The sequence below is a fragment of the Streptomyces sp. 4N124 genome (assembly GCF_052245395.1).
Classification (GTDB): domain Bacteria; phylum Actinomycetota; class Actinomycetes; order Streptomycetales; family Streptomycetaceae; genus Streptomyces.
The window spans coordinates 18,143-34,810 of sequence record NZ_JBQQBS010000007.1 but is presented as its reverse complement, the minus strand read 5'-3'; the positions used below and the strand labels follow the sequence as shown (position 1 = coordinate 34,810).

Here is a 16,668-nt window from a genome sequence, read left to right as displayed (position 1 = left end):
CCGCAGCGGGCCGATACGGGCGATCCCTCTCGCCTCTCAAAGGGGTGACTGGACGAGCGGGCCTGCGCCGCGAACGAAACATTCGCCTTCACTGACGAACATTACGGAGCGGACTGAGAGCGGCAGGTCGGCTGCCGTGAAGGGCCCCCGGCGGCAGCCCCACGTCATCCTTCGAAGCGGTAACCCATGCCAGGTTCGGTGATGAGGTAGCGGGGATGCGAGGGGTCCACTTCCAACTTGCGGCGCAGCTGGGCCATGTAGACGCGCAGGTAGTTGGTCTTGTTGCGCTGGGACACCCCCCAGACCTCCTGGAGGAGGTACTTCTGCGTAATGAGCCGGCCGGGATGGGTGACCAGGATCTCCAGCAGATGCCATTCGGTCGGCGTCAGCCGCACGTCGCGCCCGCCGCGCACGGCCTTCTTGGCGAGCAGGTCGATGGTGAACTCGTCGGTCGTGACCCGTCTCGTCTCGGGGGTGAGCGGTAGCTCCTCGGTGCGGCGAACGGCGGCCCGCAGCCGGGCGAGCAGTTCATCCATGCTGAAGGGCTTGGTGATGTAGTCGTCGGCGCCCGCGTCGAGCGCGGCGACCTTCTCGTCGGACCCCTGGCGGGCCGACAGCACCAGGATCGGCACACGGGTCCAGCCGCGTACGGCCTTGATGACGTCGACCCCGTCCATGTCGGGCAGGCCGAGGTCGAGCACCATCACGTCCGGCTGACGCGCGGCCGCCAGCCGGAGGGCCGTGGCGCCGTCGGGCGCCGCGTCCACTCCGTACCGGCGTGCCTGCATGTTGATCACGAGTGCTCGTACGAGCTGTGGGTCGTCTTCCACGACCAGCACTCGGGTCATCAGTTGCCCTTGGTCAGTTCCTTGAGAGCGATGTTGAGTTCGAGGACGTTCACTCGGGGCTCACCGATGAAGCCGAGGATGCGGCCCTCGGTGTGCTGGTCGACGAGCTTCCGGACCTGGCCGACGGACAGGCCGTTGCGCTCGGCGACCCGGTGTATCTGGAGGTCGGCGTAGGCGGGCGAGATGTCCGGGTCCAGGCCCGAGCCGGAGGACGTGACCGCGTCGGCGGGCACGTCGGACGGCTTCACCTTGTAGTCGGCCGTCGAGTTGTCCTTGACGACCTTGGCCTGGGCTTCCTTGACCCACTTGATGAGTTCGGGGTTGTCGCCGGAGCGGTTGGTCGCGCCCGAAAGGATCAGCTTGTACTGGGTGTTGACGGAGTTCTCGCCCAGTCCGTTGGCGGGCCGCGGCTGGAAGTAGTCCAGGCCGTAGCCCTGTTGACCGATCAGGGACGAGCCGACGACCTTGCCGTCCGCCTTGATCTCCGAGCCGTTCGCCTTGTCGTTGAACAGCGCCTGGGCCACACCGGTGACCGCGAGCGGATAGATGATGCCGGTGAGCACGGTCAGCACCAGCAGCGCGCGCAGGCCCGCCCCGAGCAACCGGGCTGTGTTCGTAACCGAGTTGTTCATGGCGATCAGCCGATTCCGGGGATGAGGGAGATGAGCATGTCGATGATCTTGATCCCGATGAAGGGGGCGATCAGGCCGCCGAGGCCGTAGATCCCCAGGTTCCGCCGCAGCATGCGGTCCGCGCTCATCGGCCGGTACTGCACACCGCGCAGGGCGAGCGGGACCAGCACGATGATGATCAGGGCGTTGAAGACGACCGCGGAGAGGATCGCGGAGTCCGGCGAGGACAGGTTCATGATGTTGAGTTTGTCCAGGCCCGGGTAGACCGCCGCGAACAGCGCCGGGATGATCGCGAAGTACTTCGCGACGTCGTTGGCGATGGAGAACGTGGTCAACGCGCCCCGGGTGATGAGGAGTTGCTTGCCGATCTCGACGATCTCGATGAGCTTCGTCGGATTGGAGTCGAGGTCGACCATGTTGCCGGCCTCCTTGGCGGCCGACGTACCCGTGTTCATCGCCACGCCGACGTCCGCCTGCGCGAGGGCGGGCGCGTCGTTCGTACCGTCGCCGGTCATCGCGACCAGCTTGCCGCCGGCCTGCTCCCGCTTGATCAGCGCCATCTTGTCCTCGGGCGTGGCCTCCGCGAGGAAGTCGTCGACGCCCGCCTCCTCGGCGATGGCCTTGGCGGTCAGCGGGTTGTCGCCCGTGATCATGACGGTCTTGATGCCCATGCGGCGCAACTCGTCGAACCGCTCCCGCATACCGTCCTTGACGACGTCCTTGAGGTGGATGACGCCCAGGATCCGGGCGCCCTGCGAGTCCTCCACGGCGACCAGCAGCGGCGTACCGCCGGCCTCGGAGATCCTGTTGGCGAGCACGTCCGCGTCGTCCGCGACCCGGCCGCCCTGTTCCCTGACCCAGGTGATGACCGAACCGGCCGCCCCCTTGCGGACCTTGCGCCCGTCGACGTCCACACCCGACATCCGGGTCTGGGCGGTGAAGGCGATCCACTCGGCCTGCGCCAGCTCGCCCTGGTGCCGCTCCCGCAGTCCGTACTTCTCCTTCGCCAGTACGACGATGGAGCGGCCCTCGGGCGTCTCGTCGGCCAGCGAGGACAACTGGGCGGCGTCGGCGAGTTCGGCCTCGGTGGTGCCGCTCACCGGCACGAACTCGGCGGCCTGACGGTTGCCGAGCGTGATGGTGCCGGTCTTGTCGAGCAGCAGCGTGGAGACGTCACCGGCGGCCTCAACTGCCCTGCCGGACATGGCGAGGACATTGCGCTGCACCAGCCGGTCCATTCCCGCGATCCCGATCGCCGAGAGCAGGGCACCGATGGTGGTCGGGATCAGACAGACCAGTAGGGCCACCAGGACGACCAGCGTCAGATGGGTGCCCGCGTAGTCGGCGAACGGCGGCAGCGTGGCCACCGCGAGCAGGAAGACGATCGTCAGAGACGCGAGCAGGATGTTCAGCGCGATCTCGTTCGGGGTCTTCTGGCGCGCGGCGCCCTCGACCAGGTTGATCATCCGGTCGATGAAGGTCTCGCCCGGCTTCGTCGTGATCTTGATGACGATGCGGTCGGAGAGCACCTTCGTACCGCCGGTGACGGCGCTTCGGTCGCCGCCGGACTCACGGATGACCGGAGCCGACTCGCCGGTGATCGCCGACTCGTCGACGCTGGCCACGCCCTCGACCACGTCTCCGTCGCCGGGGATGATGTCGCCCGCCTCGCAGACGACCAGGTCGCCGATCCGCAGTTCGGTGCCGGCGACCACGGTGCCGTCGACCCTGCGGGCCACCGTGTCGGTCTTGGCCTTGCGCAGGGTGTCCGCCTGCGCCTTGCCACGGCCCTCGGCGACGGCCTCCGCCAGGTTCGCGAAGATCACCGTCAGCCACATCCAGGCGCTGATCGCCCAGCCGAACCAGTCACTCGGGTCCGTGAACGAGAAGGCCGTTGTCAGCACCGAGCCGACGAGGACCACGAACATCACGGGCGACTTGATCATCACCCGTGGGTCGAGCTTGCGGAAGGCGTCCGGCAGCGACTTCAGCAGCTGGCCGGGGTCGAACAGGCCCGCGCCGACGCGTCCCTCGGGAGCCTTGTGCCCGGTCGGCGCGTCCTGATGGGGCGCAAGGGTGGGAGTGGACATGGAGTCCTCGTGATTCGTTACGTCGGTGGTCATGCCGCCAACCCCTCGGCCAGCGGGCCCAGCGCGAGGGCCGGGAAGTAGGTCAGACCGGTGATGATCAGGATCGCGCCCACCAACAGGCCGGTGAACAGCGGCTTCTCGGTGCGCAGCGTGCCCGCGGTGACCGGCACCGGCTTCTGCTCGGCGAGCGAACTGGCCAGCGCCAGCACGAACACCATCGGCAGGAAGCGGCCGAGCAGCATCGCCAGACCGAGCGTGCTGTTGAACCACTGCGTGTCCGCGTTCAGACCGGCGAACGCCGAGCCGTTGTTGTTCGAGGCGGACGTGTAGGCGTACAGGATCTCGGAGAATCCATGCGCCCCGCTGTTGGTCATGGAGTTCGCCGGGGTCGGCAGCGCCATCGCGAAGGCGGTGAAGACGAGCACCAGCGCCGGGGTGATGAGGATGTAGCAGGCCGCCAGCTTGATCTCGCGGGTACCGATCTTCTTGCCCAGGTACTCGGGCGTACGGCCGACCATCAGACCGGCGATGAACACCGCGATGACCGCCATGATCAGCATGCCGTAGAGGCCGGAGCCGGTACCACCGGGCGCGATCTCGCCCAGCATCATGCCGAGCATGGTGATGCCGCCGCCGAGACCGGTGAACGAGGAGTGGAAGGAGTCCACCGCGCCGGTCGAGGTGAGCGTCGTCGACACCGCGAAGATCGACGAGGCGCCGACGCCGAAGCGGTTCTCCTTGCCCTCCATCGCCCCGTGCGCGAGCTCGAACGCCGTGCCGTGGTGGGCGAACTCGGTCCACATCATCAGGGCGACGAAACCGACCCAGATGGTCGCCATCGTGGCGAGGATCGCGTAACCCTGCTTGACCGAGCCGACCATGACACCGAAGGTCCGGGGCAGGGAGAACGGGATGACCAGGAGCAGGAAGATCTCGAAGAGGTTCGAGAAGGGGGTGGGGTTCTCGAACGGGTGGGCACTGTTGGCGTTGAAGTAGCCGCCACCATTGGTACCCAGCTCCTTGATGGCCTCCTGCGAAGCGACCGCGCCGCCGTTCCACTGCTGCTGGCCGCCCATGAACTGACCGACCTCGTGGATCCCGGAGAAGTTCTGGATGACACCGCACGCGACCAGCACCACCGCGGCGACGGCCGCCAACGGCAGCAGGATGCGTACGACACCACGCACCAAGTCGGCCCAGAAATTACCGAGTTCACCGGTACGGGAGCGCGCGAACCCGCGTACGAGCGCCACCGCCACGGCCATACCGACCGCGGCCGACACGAAGTTCTGCACGGCCAGACCGGCGGTCTGCACGACATGGCCCATGGCCTGCTCGCCGTAGTACGACTGCCAGTTGGTGTTGGTCACGAAGGACACGGCGGTGTTGAACGCTTGGTCCGGATCGATCGAGGCGAACCCGAGCGAGCCGGGCAGGACACCCTGGAGGCGCTGGAGGGCGTACAGGAAGAGGACGCCGATCACGGAGAAGGCCAGCACCCCACGCAGATACGCGGGCCAGCGCATCTCCGTGTCGGGGTTGGCTCCGATCCCCTTGTAGATCCACTTCTCGACCCGCCAGTGCCTGTCGGAGGAGTAGACCTTGGCCATGTAATTGCCGAGGGGGATGTAGGCGAGCGCCAGCGCCGCTGTCAGGGCGAGCAACTGGAGGATGCCTGCGAGTACGGGACCCATATCTGTTCTCAGAACCTCTCCGGAAAGATCAGGGCGAGGACGAGATAGCCCAGCAGGGCGACGGCCACGACCAGACCGACGACGTTCTCGGCGGTCACAGCTTCGTCACCCCCTTGGCGGCGAGAGCCACCAGCGCGAAGACCGCGATCGTGGTGACGACGAAGGCCAGATCGGCCATCGTGAGCTCCTGGAGTTGAGGTTCGGTGGGACAGGGACTCGGTGGGACAGGGACGATTAGAGGAAACCGCCCGTGCGGGCGGAGACGACCGCCATTGACGGGTCCCTAACGGGGCGCTGGGCTGCCTTGACGGAACTCTGACGGCGCGTATGGCGCGGGTCTCAGAAGACCCTTCCGAGATGACGCTGGGTATCCGTGCCGCCGCCACCGAGCCCCGCATCCCCCATGCAGCGCAAGCGCAGCGACCGGGCTCCTGTAGTCCACTTCTTGATGTGCTGCCCCCGCTGACCCGGCCAGTCTTAACGCAAGCTTGACGCCCCCAGCCCCCTCATCCGTGGGCCCGGGCGTCACTCTCTGCTTACGCTGGTGCGGCCGTCCGCGTGATGGCCGGAATCGCACGCTGAGCAGCACATCAGGAGCACGCCGATGGCCACCACGGAACAGCCGCCCAGTCGCCTGCGGGCCTGGATGCTGGAGGGCCTGTCCGACATGGGCAAGGGCGGCGCCCAGCACGCACCGCACGCCGAGCCGAAGCCGGAAGAGGGCCAGCACTGGTTCCGAGTGATGTGCCTGACGGGTGTCGACTACTTCTCGACCCTCGGCTACCAGCCAGGCATCGCGGCCCTCGCGGCCGGCCTGCTCTCACCCATCGCGACCATCATCCTCGTGATCGTCACCCTGGCGGGCGCGCTGCCGGTCTACCGCAGGGTGGCGGAGGAGAGCCCGCACGGGCAGGGCTCGATCGCGATGCTGGAGCGGCTGCTCACCTTCTGGAAGGGCAAGCTCTTCGTCCTGACCCTCCTCGGCTTCGCCGCCACCGACTTCCTGATCACCATCACACTCTCCGCCGCGGACGCCTCCACCCACCTGGTGGAGAACCCCCATCTGCACAGCGCACTGCACGACCAGCAGATGCTGATCACCCTCGTGCTCGTCGCCCTGCTCGGCGCGGTGTTCCTCAAGGGCTTCCTGGAGGCGATCGGCGTCGCCGTCGCCCTGGTAGGGCTCTACCTCGCGCTGAACGTCGTCGTGGTGATCGTCGGCCTGTGGCACATCATCACCGAAGGACACGTCGTCACCGACTGGTCGAGCGCCCTGACCGCCGAGCACGGCAACGTCTTCGTCATGATCGGCATGGCCCTGATCGTCTTCCCGAAGCTCGCCCTCGGCCTCTCCGGCTTCGAGACCGGCGTCGCCGTGATGCCTCATGTCAAAGGCGACCCGGGAGAGACCGAGGAGGACCCGAAGGGCCGGATCCGGGGCACCAAGAAGCTGCTCACCGCGGCCGCTCTGATCATGAGCTGCTTCCTGATCTGCACCAGCTTCATCACGACCCTCCTGATCCCCGAGAAGGACTTCGAGGAGGGTGGCCCGGCCAACGGCCGCGCCCTCGCGTTCCTCGCGCACGACTACCTCGGCGGCGCCTTCGGCACGGTCTACGACGTCTCGACCATCGCCATCCTCTGGTTCGCCGGCGCCTCCGCCATGGCCGGCCTGCTCAACCTGATGCCCCGCTATCTCCCCCGCTACGGCATGGCCCCGCACTGGGCCCGCGCGGTGCGCCCGATGGTCATCGTCTTCACCCTGGTCGGCTTCCTGGTGACCTGGATCTTCGACGCCGACGTCGACGCGCAGGGCGGCGCCTACGCCACTGGTGTACTGGTGCTGATCAGCTCCGCCGCCATCGCCGTGACGATCGCGGCTCGCAAGGCCGGACAGCGGAACTGGACCATCGGCTTCGCGGTCATCTCGGCGGTGTTCCTCTACACGACCGTCGTGAATGTCATCGAGCGCCCGGACGGCGTGAAGATCGGTGCCTGCTTCATCGCGGGCATCATCATCCTCTCCCTGGCCTCCCGGCTGGCCCGCGCCTTCGAACTCCGCGTGACCAGCGTGACGATGGACGACATGGCGGAACGATTCGTCCGCGACATCGCCAGCCGCAAGATCCGCTTCATCGCCAACGAGCCCGACGCACGCGACATCGCCGAGTACCGGGACAAGATCGAGCAGATCCGGCAGGACAACGACGTCCCCGAGCAGGAGGACTTCGTCTTCGTCGAGGTCACGGTCACCGACCCGTCCGAGTTCGAGTCCGGCCTGACGGTGCGCGGCGAGGTCATGCACCACCGCTATCGCGTCCTGTCCCTGGAGTCCTCGTCCGTCTCCAACGCCCTGGCCGCGCTGCTCCTCCACGTCCGTGACACCACCGGCTGCATCCCGCACATCTACTTCGAGTGGACCGAGGGCAACCCCTTCGCCAACTTCCTCCGCTTCTTCCTCTTCGGTCAGGGCGAGGTCGCCCCGGTCACCCGCGAGGTCCTGCGCGAGGCAGAACCGGACCGCGCCCGCCGACCGCGCGTGCACACAGGCTGAGCGGGGGCGTCCGGTACGCGGCTGACGACCTCGTGCATGGTTGGCCGTGGCCCGGCGCCCAGGCGGCTCCTTGCACTGATCATGGTGGGGGCTGGGGCGCGTGAATTGATCGTGGCGGAGTACCGGGTCACCGGGCTGTCGCCGGATGTGATCGCTGAACTCATCGCCGAGGTAGGCCGTTGTGGCATGAGCAGCATCAGGATCGGCTCACGACCCGGCCGCGGCAGCGGGCTGTGGGAGCCGGTGCGAGGCACAAGTTCGTCTTCGTCGACGGACTGCCGGCCACACTGGTGAATCTGCGCCATGGCACCACTCATGACGTGCTGGCCTGCCGGTTCGGCGTCGACCGCTCCACCATCACAGGCGCCATCTGCGAAGTGCGGCCGCTGCTGGCGCAACGAGGCTGCACCGTCGCACCGGGCATCCGGCTGCGCACCCTCATCGAGGTCGTCGAGCACCTGGGCGCCGACGGTCGGGACCGGGATCATCGACGGCACAGAGATCCGTGTGCGTCGCCCAGCCGCGGGCCGCAAGGACCGGGACAAGTTCGTCTCCGGCAAGGCCAAAAAGAACGCCGTGAAGTCCATGGTCCTCACGGACGCCGAGGGCCGAGTGTTGTTCTGCAGCCCTGTGCGGCCGGGCAGTTGCGCGGACATCACGCAGGCCCGACAGCTCGGACTGGACAAGCTCCTGCCTCGACGGTCCGTTCATGGAGATCCTCGCTGATGCCGGCTATCAGGGCATGGGCGCGCAGACCGGCGGACGGGTGGTGACACCGCCACATCGCAAGTTCAAGAAGAACGCTCCCGCCTGGTGCGAAGAGCGGCACGAACAGCAGCGCAAGGCGCACTCCTCACGACGTATCCGCGTCGAGCACGGAATTGCGCACCTGAAGAACTGGAGGGCCTTGCCCGCCACCTTGGCCGTCGTGAGCACATGAGCGAGATCGTCCAGGCCATCGCCGGACTGCTCTCACACCAGCAGACCGCCACCCTCCCACGGCCGTCGAGCGTGAACACCGTCAGCACCGCAGACCTCGACGTGCCACGGCCAACCATGCATGAGGTCGTCAGGAGTTGTCTTCAAACAGTGAGGCGGCCGCACACCCAACGCCGGTGGCCGCAGCTGCAAGGCCGAACCTGGGACCAGATGCCGCTGCCGGTTCCGGCCTGAGTGCGTGGCTGAGCAGACCACAGCCAGATGACCAACTCATCCCACGACGTCCGTCAGCGCGAAGTGTCATGCCGACCGAGTCCGGGTGCCCAGTCCGGCAGGTCCGGATGGAGGGCCGGGATCAGGTGAGCCTATTGCGGATCCACCAGCCATGCGTCGAAGGTGGTCGGCGCGATACGGGCGTTCTCGCCGGGCAGGAGGACGTCGCCGGCCATCTCCGGTCCCAGCAGTGACGACCAGGTGGGCACAAGCTTGACAGCGTGTCCGCGTGCGTCGTTGGTTCGTCTGGCCATGTCCACCAGGTCCTGCGTTTCCGGGCCGGCGACATCACGGTGGCGCCCCTGGGGCGGGCCCGTAGCGATCTCGGCGAGGATGTCGGCCACGTCCGCAGGGGCAATCGGCTGTACGAGCAGTGGAGGGATCGGGGCGACCCCGTCCTGTTCGGTCCAGCTCGCCACGGTCGCGCCGAAATCGTGGAACTGCGTGAAGGGAACGATGGTCCACGGCACCGGGCCCTCGCTCACGAGGTGCTCCTGCTCACGCTTTCCGGCGTAGTGCGCGTTGCCCTCGACACGGTCGATGCCGACGATCGAGAGCAGTACGTGGTGACGGACACCGGCTCGCTCCCCGGCGGCGAGGAGGTTCCGGGTGGCTGTGCCGAAGTACGCCACTGCGGCGTCCCGGTCGGTTGCCTCGTGGCTCATGGCGTCCACTACGGCGTCCACGCCGGTCAGGGCGGCGTCGAGGCCGTCTCCGTTGATCAGGTCCACGCCGAGTGAGCGGCTGATGCGCACGGCTTCGTGTCCTGCCCGTTCCACGGCGGCGGCGGTGCGCGCGCCGATGTTGCCAGTCGCTCCGACGATGGCGATACGCATGGTGATCTCTCCTGGTGTCATGTGCGGTGACTCCGTTCTTTCCCTCGCTGCTGCCGTCTGCGAGGTGGGAGGCCTTGCCCTTTCCAAGATAGGAGCATATGCTCGTATTGCAAGTGGGGTGCACCCCGATCCCGCGATTCCCGTCAAAAGGTTGTGCCATGACTATCTCCATCGGACCGGCCGCCGAGCTCGAGCGTGCGCTCCCCGCGGCGGCAGAGCAAACTGACGAGCCGGGCCGGGGCACTCGCCGGCCGCCGGTGAAGGCGTGGCTCCAGCCAACGCTGATCTCCCTCATCGTCGTGGCCGCCTTCATCGCGTGCTACGTCGGTCTCCAGCGGGACCCGCAGCCCCACCAGGTGCCTGTCGCCGTCACCGGGCCCAGCCTGCCGGGCGAGATACAGCAGGCCCTGGGGGACGCGGTCGAGGTCCACCCCGCGGCGGACGCCGAGGCGGCACGCCATGCGCTCCTGCGACACGACGTCGTGGCGGCGCTCGGCACGGCAGGTCCCGGGCACCTGAATCTGGAGATCGCCGGAGCCGCCGGTACGTCCACCACGTCGGCCGTGAGTCACCTCGTCGAGGCATACGCCCGTGGGACCGGCGCGGACGTGACCACCACGGACGTCGTCCCGCTGGCCGAGCACGACGCCCGGGGCCTGGCCGGCTTCTATGTGGCCTTCGGTGTGAGCCTGGCCGGCTTCGTTCTGGGCTCGAACGTCCTGGGGCTGGCCGGCATCATGCGCCTGCGTCACCGGTTCTTCCTGCTCATCGGAGCCTCGGCCGCGATCGGCACCGTCGGGGCGATCGTCGTGGGGCCCGTCCTGGGCGCCGTCCCGGCCCCGCTGGTGCCGCTGGTTCTCGTCCTGACCCTGCTGGCCGCTGCGACGGCGTTCACGACCAAGCTCCTGGGCGCCTTCCTGGGCCCGGTCGGGCTACCGATCACCACTCTGGTGCTGCTGACCGTCGGCAACGCCACGAGCGGTGCGGTCATCGGAGCCGACCTGCTGCCTGGGTGGGCCCACGCAGTCTCCGCTCTGCTGCCGCCGGGAGCTGCCGTGCGGGGCATCGCCGATCTCAGCTACTACGACGGCTCGCACCTGGTCGGCCCGGTCATCACCCTGGCCCTGTGGGCCGCCGCCGCCGGGTTGCTGTTGAGCCTGCGCCCCCGACTGAAGCCTCGTCGAGTAGCCGTCGCGTGACCCTCAGCGCCACGAGCCCCGCGCCTGCCGCTCCGCCGGGCGGGACCTCGCGGCCGTGCGAAGCGACCGGGGCAAGGTCCACTTCCGTTCCGTCGCAGACGGGGCGGGTGCCATCGAGTGCGGCGCGAACGCCGCGAGGAGGAGAGGCTGGCGTGCATCACGAAAACGAAGACACATGCGCCGAATCGGCACAGCGGCAGCCGAGTCCGCGGTTCTCCAAGCTGCCGGACCGCGTTCGGCCGGAGGACATGGTGGAAGAGCGGCCGGCAACGCCGAACGACTCAGCGAGTGGCGCCTACAACCCGGATTGGTGGCTCATCCGCATGGGCGGCCTGTGAGGTGAGGGAGACGATATGAAGTACCGGAAGATCCTCGTCCCTCTGACATCACTCGCAGCCGCCGGTGCGGTCACGATCGAATGCTTCCTCCACGTCTTCTAGTGCGGTCACGCGGCTGTTGGCGCTCTGGGCATGAACGATCACCGCGGTTGGCCGCGCAGCCGGAATGGGACTCTGCGCGGCCGGCGCATCCGTGGATGCCGGTGCGGAGATCGCCGCCAAGGTGACCGCACTGGGCGAAACCAGCGATCGATTCCGGCTCAGGCCCTTCGGAGCCGCCTACTCGGCCCAGGGGTGGAACCCGGTGGTGAGGACGTCCTCGAGTGCGGCGCGGAGCTGGGCGGCCTTCTCGCTGCCGAAGCTGTCTTCGAACTGGGCCTGCGCGGTGCGCCAGTGAGGGAGGGCCGCCTGCAGGCGGGCGAGGCCATCCGGGGTGATGGTGACCATGCGAGCCCGGCGATCGGTGGCTGAGGGCTCGACCGTGACGAGGCCTTCGCGTGCGAGCGGTTTGAGGTTGGTGGCCAGCGTGGTGCGATCCATGGCGATCGTCTCGGCCAGGCTCGTGATCGTTATCTCGTCGTGCTGACTCAGGTGCTGCAGGATGCTGAACTGCGTGGCGCGCAGGCCCGTCGGGGCGAGGGCCTTGTCGTAGGTGGCACTCAGATAGCGGGCCGCTTTGCGCAGGGCCAGGTTGTTGCACGAGCCGACGCCGTCCGCCGCAGTGCGAGTCATGATCTCCTCCCGAATCCATGTACGAGTATATGCGCCTAACTGTCGTCGTGCCACCTGTCGCACCGCCGCTAGTGCCGACGCGCGACGCACGGCGGGCATTCCCCCACTCGGGCGCGACGTTGCGCCAGCCGGGGCGTAGGCTCGATGGGCGCCGCAGTTGCCGGGTGTTGCAGCCGGGCAGACGTGGGCGCGGGAATCAACTGTCGCGACGTTGCCTCACCGGCACAGACGTTGCGCAGGACGAGCGGGTCGGCACACCTCGCGCACCCCGGGAGGCAGGTGACCCGGAGCCGGCGGGAACGGTTTGCACTCACAGCATTAGGAGCATATGCTCCTAATGTGTCGACGGGTGGCACCGCTTACGCGTCGCGCTCTCTCGCCCAGCACGTGCACCACATACAGCCCGTGCGCCGGCACCCCGCCGAACGGGCGCGCGCCGCCCAGCACGCGCGGCACCCATACGCACGATCTTGTCCACCACGAAGAAGGTGACCCGCTGATGACTGTCGGCAACCTCGTCCTGATCACGGGCGCGGGCGGTGTGGGCAGTGCTGTCCTGGAGAAGCTGCGGGCGCAGGACGTGCCCGTGCGCGTCATGGTCCGCCGGGACGACGGCCGTGCCACGCGGCTGCGTGCCCTCGGCGCGGAGGTCGTCCTCGGTGACCTTACGCGGCCCGAGACCGTAGCGGCCGCCATGGATGGCGCCCGGAGCATGTACTTCGCCATGCCGGTGTCGCCCGACCACCTGCTGGCGGCGACCGTCGCGGCAAGTGTCGCGCGCGAGTACGGCCAGCTGGACGCGCTCATCGGCATGTCGCAGATGACGGTGTCGCAGATGACCGCCACCAGCACCGCCGAGTCGCACCAGCAGCGGCTGCACTGGCTGGCAGAGCAGGTGCTGAACTGGACCGGCCTGCCGGTCGTACACATCCGGCCTACGTCGTTCCTGGACAACCCGCTGTTCACCACGCTCCCGGCACGGACGATCCAGGAGAACGGCACCATCGTTCTGCCGTTCGGAGCGGGGCGCACCTCACCGATCGCCGCGGACGACGTGGCTCGGGCGGTGGCGGCCGTGCTGCGCGACCCGGGCCCTCACGTCGGACGCGTCTACGAGCTGACCGGGCCGCGCACGGTCGACATGACGGAGATGGCCGACGCGTTCGCGAAGGCGCTGGACCGGCCGGTGTCGTACATGGACGTGCCGCTCGAGACGTGGCGCAAAGAGGTGCTCTCGACGATCGGCCTGCCGCCGCACATCGAGCAGCACATCATCACCATGTGCCGCCTGCACCAGCAGAACCGCTACGACCGGGCTTCCGGCGATGTCGAGCGCCTGACCGGGCGCCCCGCCCGGACGATCGAAGAGTTCGTGGCGGCACGCAAGGACTTCTACCTGGGCTGATGGAGAGCGCAGGCGGATCGCCGCTCATCGGACAAGGCGCGGGACAGCGCGGTGCGTGTCGCCGAGCATGCAGCCGCTGTCCGTGGTGCTCACGGCTGCGCCACAAGCCCCTTCCGCGCCGACAGCCCCGACACTCTCGTGGCCGCTATGCCCGCCGCCGCACCGGACCCGCTGAACGAGCGGAGAACTGGTTCCAGGCCTTTCCTCCCACGACAAGTCCCGTAAGAGGTACGGGACTCGGACAACGAAGGTGAACACAGACATGGACATGAAACTCGAACTCTTCGTCCTGCCCGTCTCGGACCTCGACCGCGCCAGGGCCTTCTACGAGAAGGCGGGATTCCGGCTCGACCTCGCCAAGGATGTCACCGACGACTTCAAGGTCGTTCACCTCACGCCGCCCGGTTCCGAGGCCTCGATCATCTTCGGCGAGGGCCTGACCACGGCCCCGCCCGGATCGGCCCAGGGGCTGTACCTCATCGTCACCGACATCGAGCAGGCCCGTGCGCAGCTCGTCGACCGCGGTGTCGAGGTGAGCGAGGTCTTCCACGACGGCAAGGGCGTCTTCTTCCACGGACACGACGCCGGAGAGGTCGTCCACAAGGGTCAGGGGCAGGAGCGGCTCGCCGGGCCGCACCCCGAGCGCGCCAGCTACGGCTCCTATGCCACCTTCAGCGACCCGGACGGCAACGGCTGGGTGCTCCAGGAGATCACGCAGCGAGCTCCCGGCCGCTGACCTCTGCTCTCACCACCGACGCCACAGGGTGCCGTCCAGGCACCTCATGAGGGGCGTGACGGAGCCAAGCCGAGCCGACAGGAAGCAGGACCAGAGATCAGTGGAACAGCGACCGGAACGACACGGAGCTACGACGTCGTCGTCATCGGCGCCGGGCCGGTCGGTGAGAACGTCGCCGACCGGACCCGTGCCGCAGGGCTCAGCACCGTCATCGTGGAATGCGAACTCATCGGCGGCGAGTGCTCGTACTGGGCCTGTGAGCCGAGCAAGGCCCTGCTCAGGCCGGTCCTGGCCCGTGCCGACGCCCGGCGTGTCCCGGGCTCCGCGAGGCGGCGGCCCGACCGCTGGACGTCGCCGAAGTGCTCGCCCACCGCGACGAGATGACCTTCCATTGGGACGACGGCGACCAGGTCGCTCGGCTCGGCTCGGTTTCCGTCGATCTCGTCCGTGGCCATGCGCGCCTGGACGGCCCCCGGCGTGTGTCGGTGGTGCCCCCGGACGGGGACACCGTCCTGCTTACCGCGCGCTGCCCGAGCTCGACACCACGCGGCACTGGACCAGCCGGGAGGCGACCAGCGCGGAGCACGTGCCCGGCAGGCTCGCGGTGGTGGGCGGCCGTGTGGTGGCGGTCGAGATGGCCACGGCCTGGCAGGCACTCGGGGCCCAGGTGACCATGCTCGTGCGTGGCGACGGTCTGCTCCACCGGATGGAGCCCTTCGCGGGCGAACTCGTCACCGACGGCCTGAGTGAAGCAGGCGTCGACATCCGCCTCGGTGTCACCGTCACCGCGGTGAAGCGGCACGGCACCGACGACGGTGAGGTGACCGTCACCCTCGACGACGGCGGCGACCTGGTCGTGGACGAGATCCTCTTCGCCACCGGCGCCGGCCGCGAACGACCGACGTCGGACTGGAGAGCGTCGGCCTGACCCCGGGTGACTGGCTCGCCGTCGACGACTCCTGCCAGGTGACGGCCGTGTCCGGCGGCTGGCTCTACGCCGTCGGAGACGTCAACCGCCGTGCGCTGCTCACCCACCAGGGCAAATACCAGGCCAGGATCGCCGGAGCCGTCATCGCGGCCCGCGCGAAGAGCGAGCCCGTCCTGGCCCACCGATGGGGCCCGCACACCACCACCGCCGACCGTGCGGCAGTCCCGCAGGTCGTCTTCACCGACCCGGAGGTCGCGTCCGGCGGCCTGACCACATCCGAGGCCGAACGGTCCGGGCGGCGGATCGAAGTGGTCGACTACGACCTTGCACACGTCTCGGGCGCCCACCAGTACGCCCAGGGCTACCGAGGCAAGGCCCGTATCCTCGTCGACGCGGACCACGGCACGGTCGTCGGCGCCGGCGTCGGTGAGCTGCTCTACTCCGCCACCGTCGCCGTCGTCAGCGAGGTGCCGCTGGAACGCCTCTGGCACGCCGTGCCGGCCTTCCCGACGATCAGCGAGGTATGGCTGCGGCTCCTCGAGACATACCGGGGCTGAGCGCAGAAGCGGCAAAACGCCCGCCGCGCGCTCCGGTCGGCGGTGTCCGAGCCGTCCGTGTACGGAACTTCCACACGATCCCGTTGAGCACGGTGCGGTCGTCCAGCCGTTTCCTGCTCCGCAACGCGGCGGGCAACAGCGGCCGGACGAACTCCCATTCGGCATCCGACAGTTCATGCCGATGTACCACCCGACCATGGTCCACCGCTCAAGATCATTTGAAGACACCGCCTAGGACACCCGGAGGAATCCCGTATCCGGGGATCGCCCTGCCGTGCGCTGGGATCGCGTCAAAATGCGGCCGTACGGCGCCAGAACCCCGTCAACGACACCGCCGCCGTACGACCGAGGCCCTACCGTCGGCCCATGCGACCGAGCGGACCGCCGAGCCCGGCCGGCGACCGCCACTGGCACGGCGACGTCCGGTTCGCGGGGGCGTGCGCTCTCGCCTTCGGCGCGATGGCCCTGGCCGTCGACTGGGACGCACACACCCTCACCCCGCCCCGCACCCTGCTGTGGCTCACCCTCGCGGCCACGGTCTTCGCGGTCCTCCTCCCCCAGCGCATCACCGCGGGCCCCGGCTGGCTCACCGCCCGCGGCCCGCTGACAAGCCACACGGTCCATACGGACGCGCTGGTCGCGGTACGCCAGTACGGCGACGTCTCCTCGCACCTGATCCTGCGCGACGCCCACGGTCACCGCCTGGAACTCGACCCCCGCGTCCTGATCGCCAACCCCCTCCTCTGGCACGAACTCGACACCGGCGTCCGGCGCTCCCTCGAATGCGGCACGCTGTGCCGGAACTCCAAGGACTCCGACGTCCTGCTCCGGCTCCGGCACCGAATCGACGACGAGACCGCGCAGGCCGTACTCAGGGCTTCGGGGATTTCTTGAGGACGTCGGGCAA

General features: G+C 68.4%; 16 protein-coding genes and 2 pseudogenes. 10 read left to right on the top strand and 8 right to left on the bottom strand.

The annotated features are described in order from the left end of the window. Positions 1-164: 164 nt before the first annotated feature. Genes ACTWQO_RS09080 through kdpF form a run of 5 tightly spaced genes read right to left on the bottom strand, consistent with a single transcriptional unit; the run spans position 165 to position 5,362 of the window. Entirely contained in the window at positions 165-848 is a 684-nt protein-coding gene (locus ACTWQO_RS09080; RefSeq protein ID WP_443236693.1) for a response regulator, read from the bottom strand. After that, the gene (locus ACTWQO_RS09075) at positions 848-1,480 is read right to left on the bottom strand and encodes a potassium-transporting ATPase subunit C (protein ID WP_443236692.1); all 633 of its coding nucleotides are present in this window, start codon (positions 1,478-1,480) and stop codon (positions 848-850) included. The genes ACTWQO_RS09080 and ACTWQO_RS09075 overlap by 1 nt, the downstream gene beginning before the upstream one ends. A gap of 5 nt (positions 1,481-1,485) precedes the next feature. Beyond that, complete coding sequence (gene kdpB / locus ACTWQO_RS09070) at positions 1,486-3,603, bottom strand: potassium-transporting ATPase subunit KdpB (protein WP_443236691.1); 2,118 nt, start codon at positions 3,601-3,603, stop codon at positions 1,486-1,488. Then, the gene (gene kdpA, locus ACTWQO_RS09065) at positions 3,600-5,264 is read right to left on the bottom strand and encodes a potassium-transporting ATPase subunit KdpA (RefSeq protein ID WP_443236690.1); all 1,665 of its coding nucleotides are present in this window, start codon (positions 5,262-5,264) and stop codon (positions 3,600-3,602) included. The genes kdpB and kdpA overlap by 4 nt, the downstream gene beginning before the upstream one ends. Before the next feature lie 8 nt (positions 5,265-5,272). Next, complete coding sequence (kdpF, locus tag ACTWQO_RS09060; RefSeq protein ID WP_009326374.1) at positions 5,273-5,362, bottom strand: K(+)-transporting ATPase subunit F; 90 nt, start codon at positions 5,360-5,362, stop codon at positions 5,273-5,275. 506 nt (positions 5,363-5,868) lie between these two features. On the opposite strand from kdpF, the gene ACTWQO_RS09055 reads away from it, so the two are divergent. The 4 genes and pseudogenes from ACTWQO_RS09055 to ACTWQO_RS09040 all read left to right on the top strand — a co-directional run bounded on the left by ACTWQO_RS09055 (position 5,869) and on the right by ACTWQO_RS09040 (position 8,758). Then, the gene (locus ACTWQO_RS09055) at positions 5,869-7,818 is read left to right on the top strand and encodes an amino acid transporter (RefSeq protein WP_443236689.1); all 1,950 of its coding nucleotides are present in this window, start codon (positions 5,869-5,871) and stop codon (positions 7,816-7,818) included. Between the two features lie 233 nt (positions 7,819-8,051). Further along, positions 8,052-8,165 (top strand): annotated as a pseudogene (locus ACTWQO_RS09050) (transposase family protein); the annotation flags it as partial. Next, the gene (locus tag ACTWQO_RS09045; protein WP_443236688.1) at positions 8,122-8,544 is read left to right on the top strand and encodes a transposase family protein; all 423 of its coding nucleotides are present in this window, start codon (positions 8,122-8,124) and stop codon (positions 8,542-8,544) included. The pseudogene ACTWQO_RS09050 and the gene ACTWQO_RS09045, both read left to right, overlap by 44 nt. Beyond that, complete coding sequence (locus ACTWQO_RS09040; RefSeq protein ID WP_443236687.1) at positions 8,528-8,758, top strand: transposase family protein; 231 nt, start codon at positions 8,528-8,530, stop codon at positions 8,756-8,758. The genes ACTWQO_RS09045 and ACTWQO_RS09040 overlap by 17 nt, the downstream gene beginning before the upstream one ends. A gap of 364 nt (positions 8,759-9,122) precedes the next feature. On the opposite strand, the gene ACTWQO_RS09035 is transcribed toward ACTWQO_RS09040, so the two are convergent. Beyond that, positions 9,123-9,887 carry an SDR family oxidoreductase gene (locus tag ACTWQO_RS09035; protein WP_443236686.1) on the bottom strand — a complete coding sequence of 255 codons (765 nt, stop codon included), beginning with the start codon at positions 9,885-9,887 and terminating at the stop codon, positions 9,123-9,125. 137 nt (positions 9,888-10,024) lie between these two features. On the opposite strand from ACTWQO_RS09035, the gene ACTWQO_RS09030 reads away from it, so the two are divergent. Both ACTWQO_RS09030 and ACTWQO_RS09025 read left to right on the top strand, forming a co-directional pair. Next, positions 10,025-11,065: a hypothetical protein gene (locus tag ACTWQO_RS09030; protein WP_443236685.1), complete on the top strand. Its 1,041-nt coding sequence runs from the start codon at positions 10,025-10,027 to the stop codon at positions 11,063-11,065. Positions 11,066-11,217: 152 nt separating this feature from the next. Continuing rightward, entirely contained in the window at positions 11,218-11,403 is a 186-nt protein-coding gene (locus ACTWQO_RS09025) for a hypothetical protein (RefSeq protein WP_443236684.1), read from the top strand. Positions 11,404-11,682: 279 nt separating this feature from the next. On the opposite strand, the gene ACTWQO_RS09020 is transcribed toward ACTWQO_RS09025, so the two are convergent. Beyond that, a complete protein-coding gene (locus tag ACTWQO_RS09020; protein WP_443236683.1) occupies positions 11,683-12,135 on the bottom strand; it encodes a MarR family winged helix-turn-helix transcriptional regulator in 453 nt (150 codons plus the stop codon). Between the two features lie 499 nt (positions 12,136-12,634). Between ACTWQO_RS09020 and ACTWQO_RS09015 the strand changes: the two genes are divergently transcribed. The 3 genes and pseudogenes from ACTWQO_RS09015 to ACTWQO_RS09005 all read left to right on the top strand — a co-directional run bounded on the left by ACTWQO_RS09015 (position 12,635) and on the right by ACTWQO_RS09005 (position 15,761). Then, positions 12,635-13,540, top strand: coding sequence for an NAD(P)H-binding protein (locus ACTWQO_RS09015; protein ID WP_443236682.1), 906 nt, complete (start codon positions 12,635-12,637; stop codon positions 13,538-13,540). Between the two features lie 262 nt (positions 13,541-13,802). Further along, a complete protein-coding gene (locus ACTWQO_RS09010) occupies positions 13,803-14,276 on the top strand; it encodes a VOC family protein (protein ID WP_443236681.1) in 474 nt (157 codons plus the stop codon). Between the two features lie 96 nt (positions 14,277-14,372). Next, a pseudogene (locus ACTWQO_RS09005) lies at positions 14,373-15,761 on the top strand (dihydrolipoyl dehydrogenase family protein). Here the strand turns inward: ACTWQO_RS09005 and ACTWQO_RS09000 are convergent. After that, positions 15,718-15,951, bottom strand: a complete 234-nt coding sequence (locus tag ACTWQO_RS09000; protein ID WP_443236680.1) for a transposase — start codon at positions 15,949-15,951, stop codon at positions 15,718-15,720. The pseudogene ACTWQO_RS09005 and the gene ACTWQO_RS09000 sit on opposite strands and share 44 nt — an antisense overlap. A gap of 176 nt (positions 15,952-16,127) precedes the next feature. Here ACTWQO_RS09000 and ACTWQO_RS08995 point away from each other — a divergent pair, with 176 nt between their 5' ends. Then, positions 16,128-16,655, top strand: a complete 528-nt coding sequence (locus tag ACTWQO_RS08995; protein ID WP_443236679.1) for a hypothetical protein — start codon at positions 16,128-16,130, stop codon at positions 16,653-16,655. Positions 16,656-16,668 lie beyond the last annotated feature (13 nt).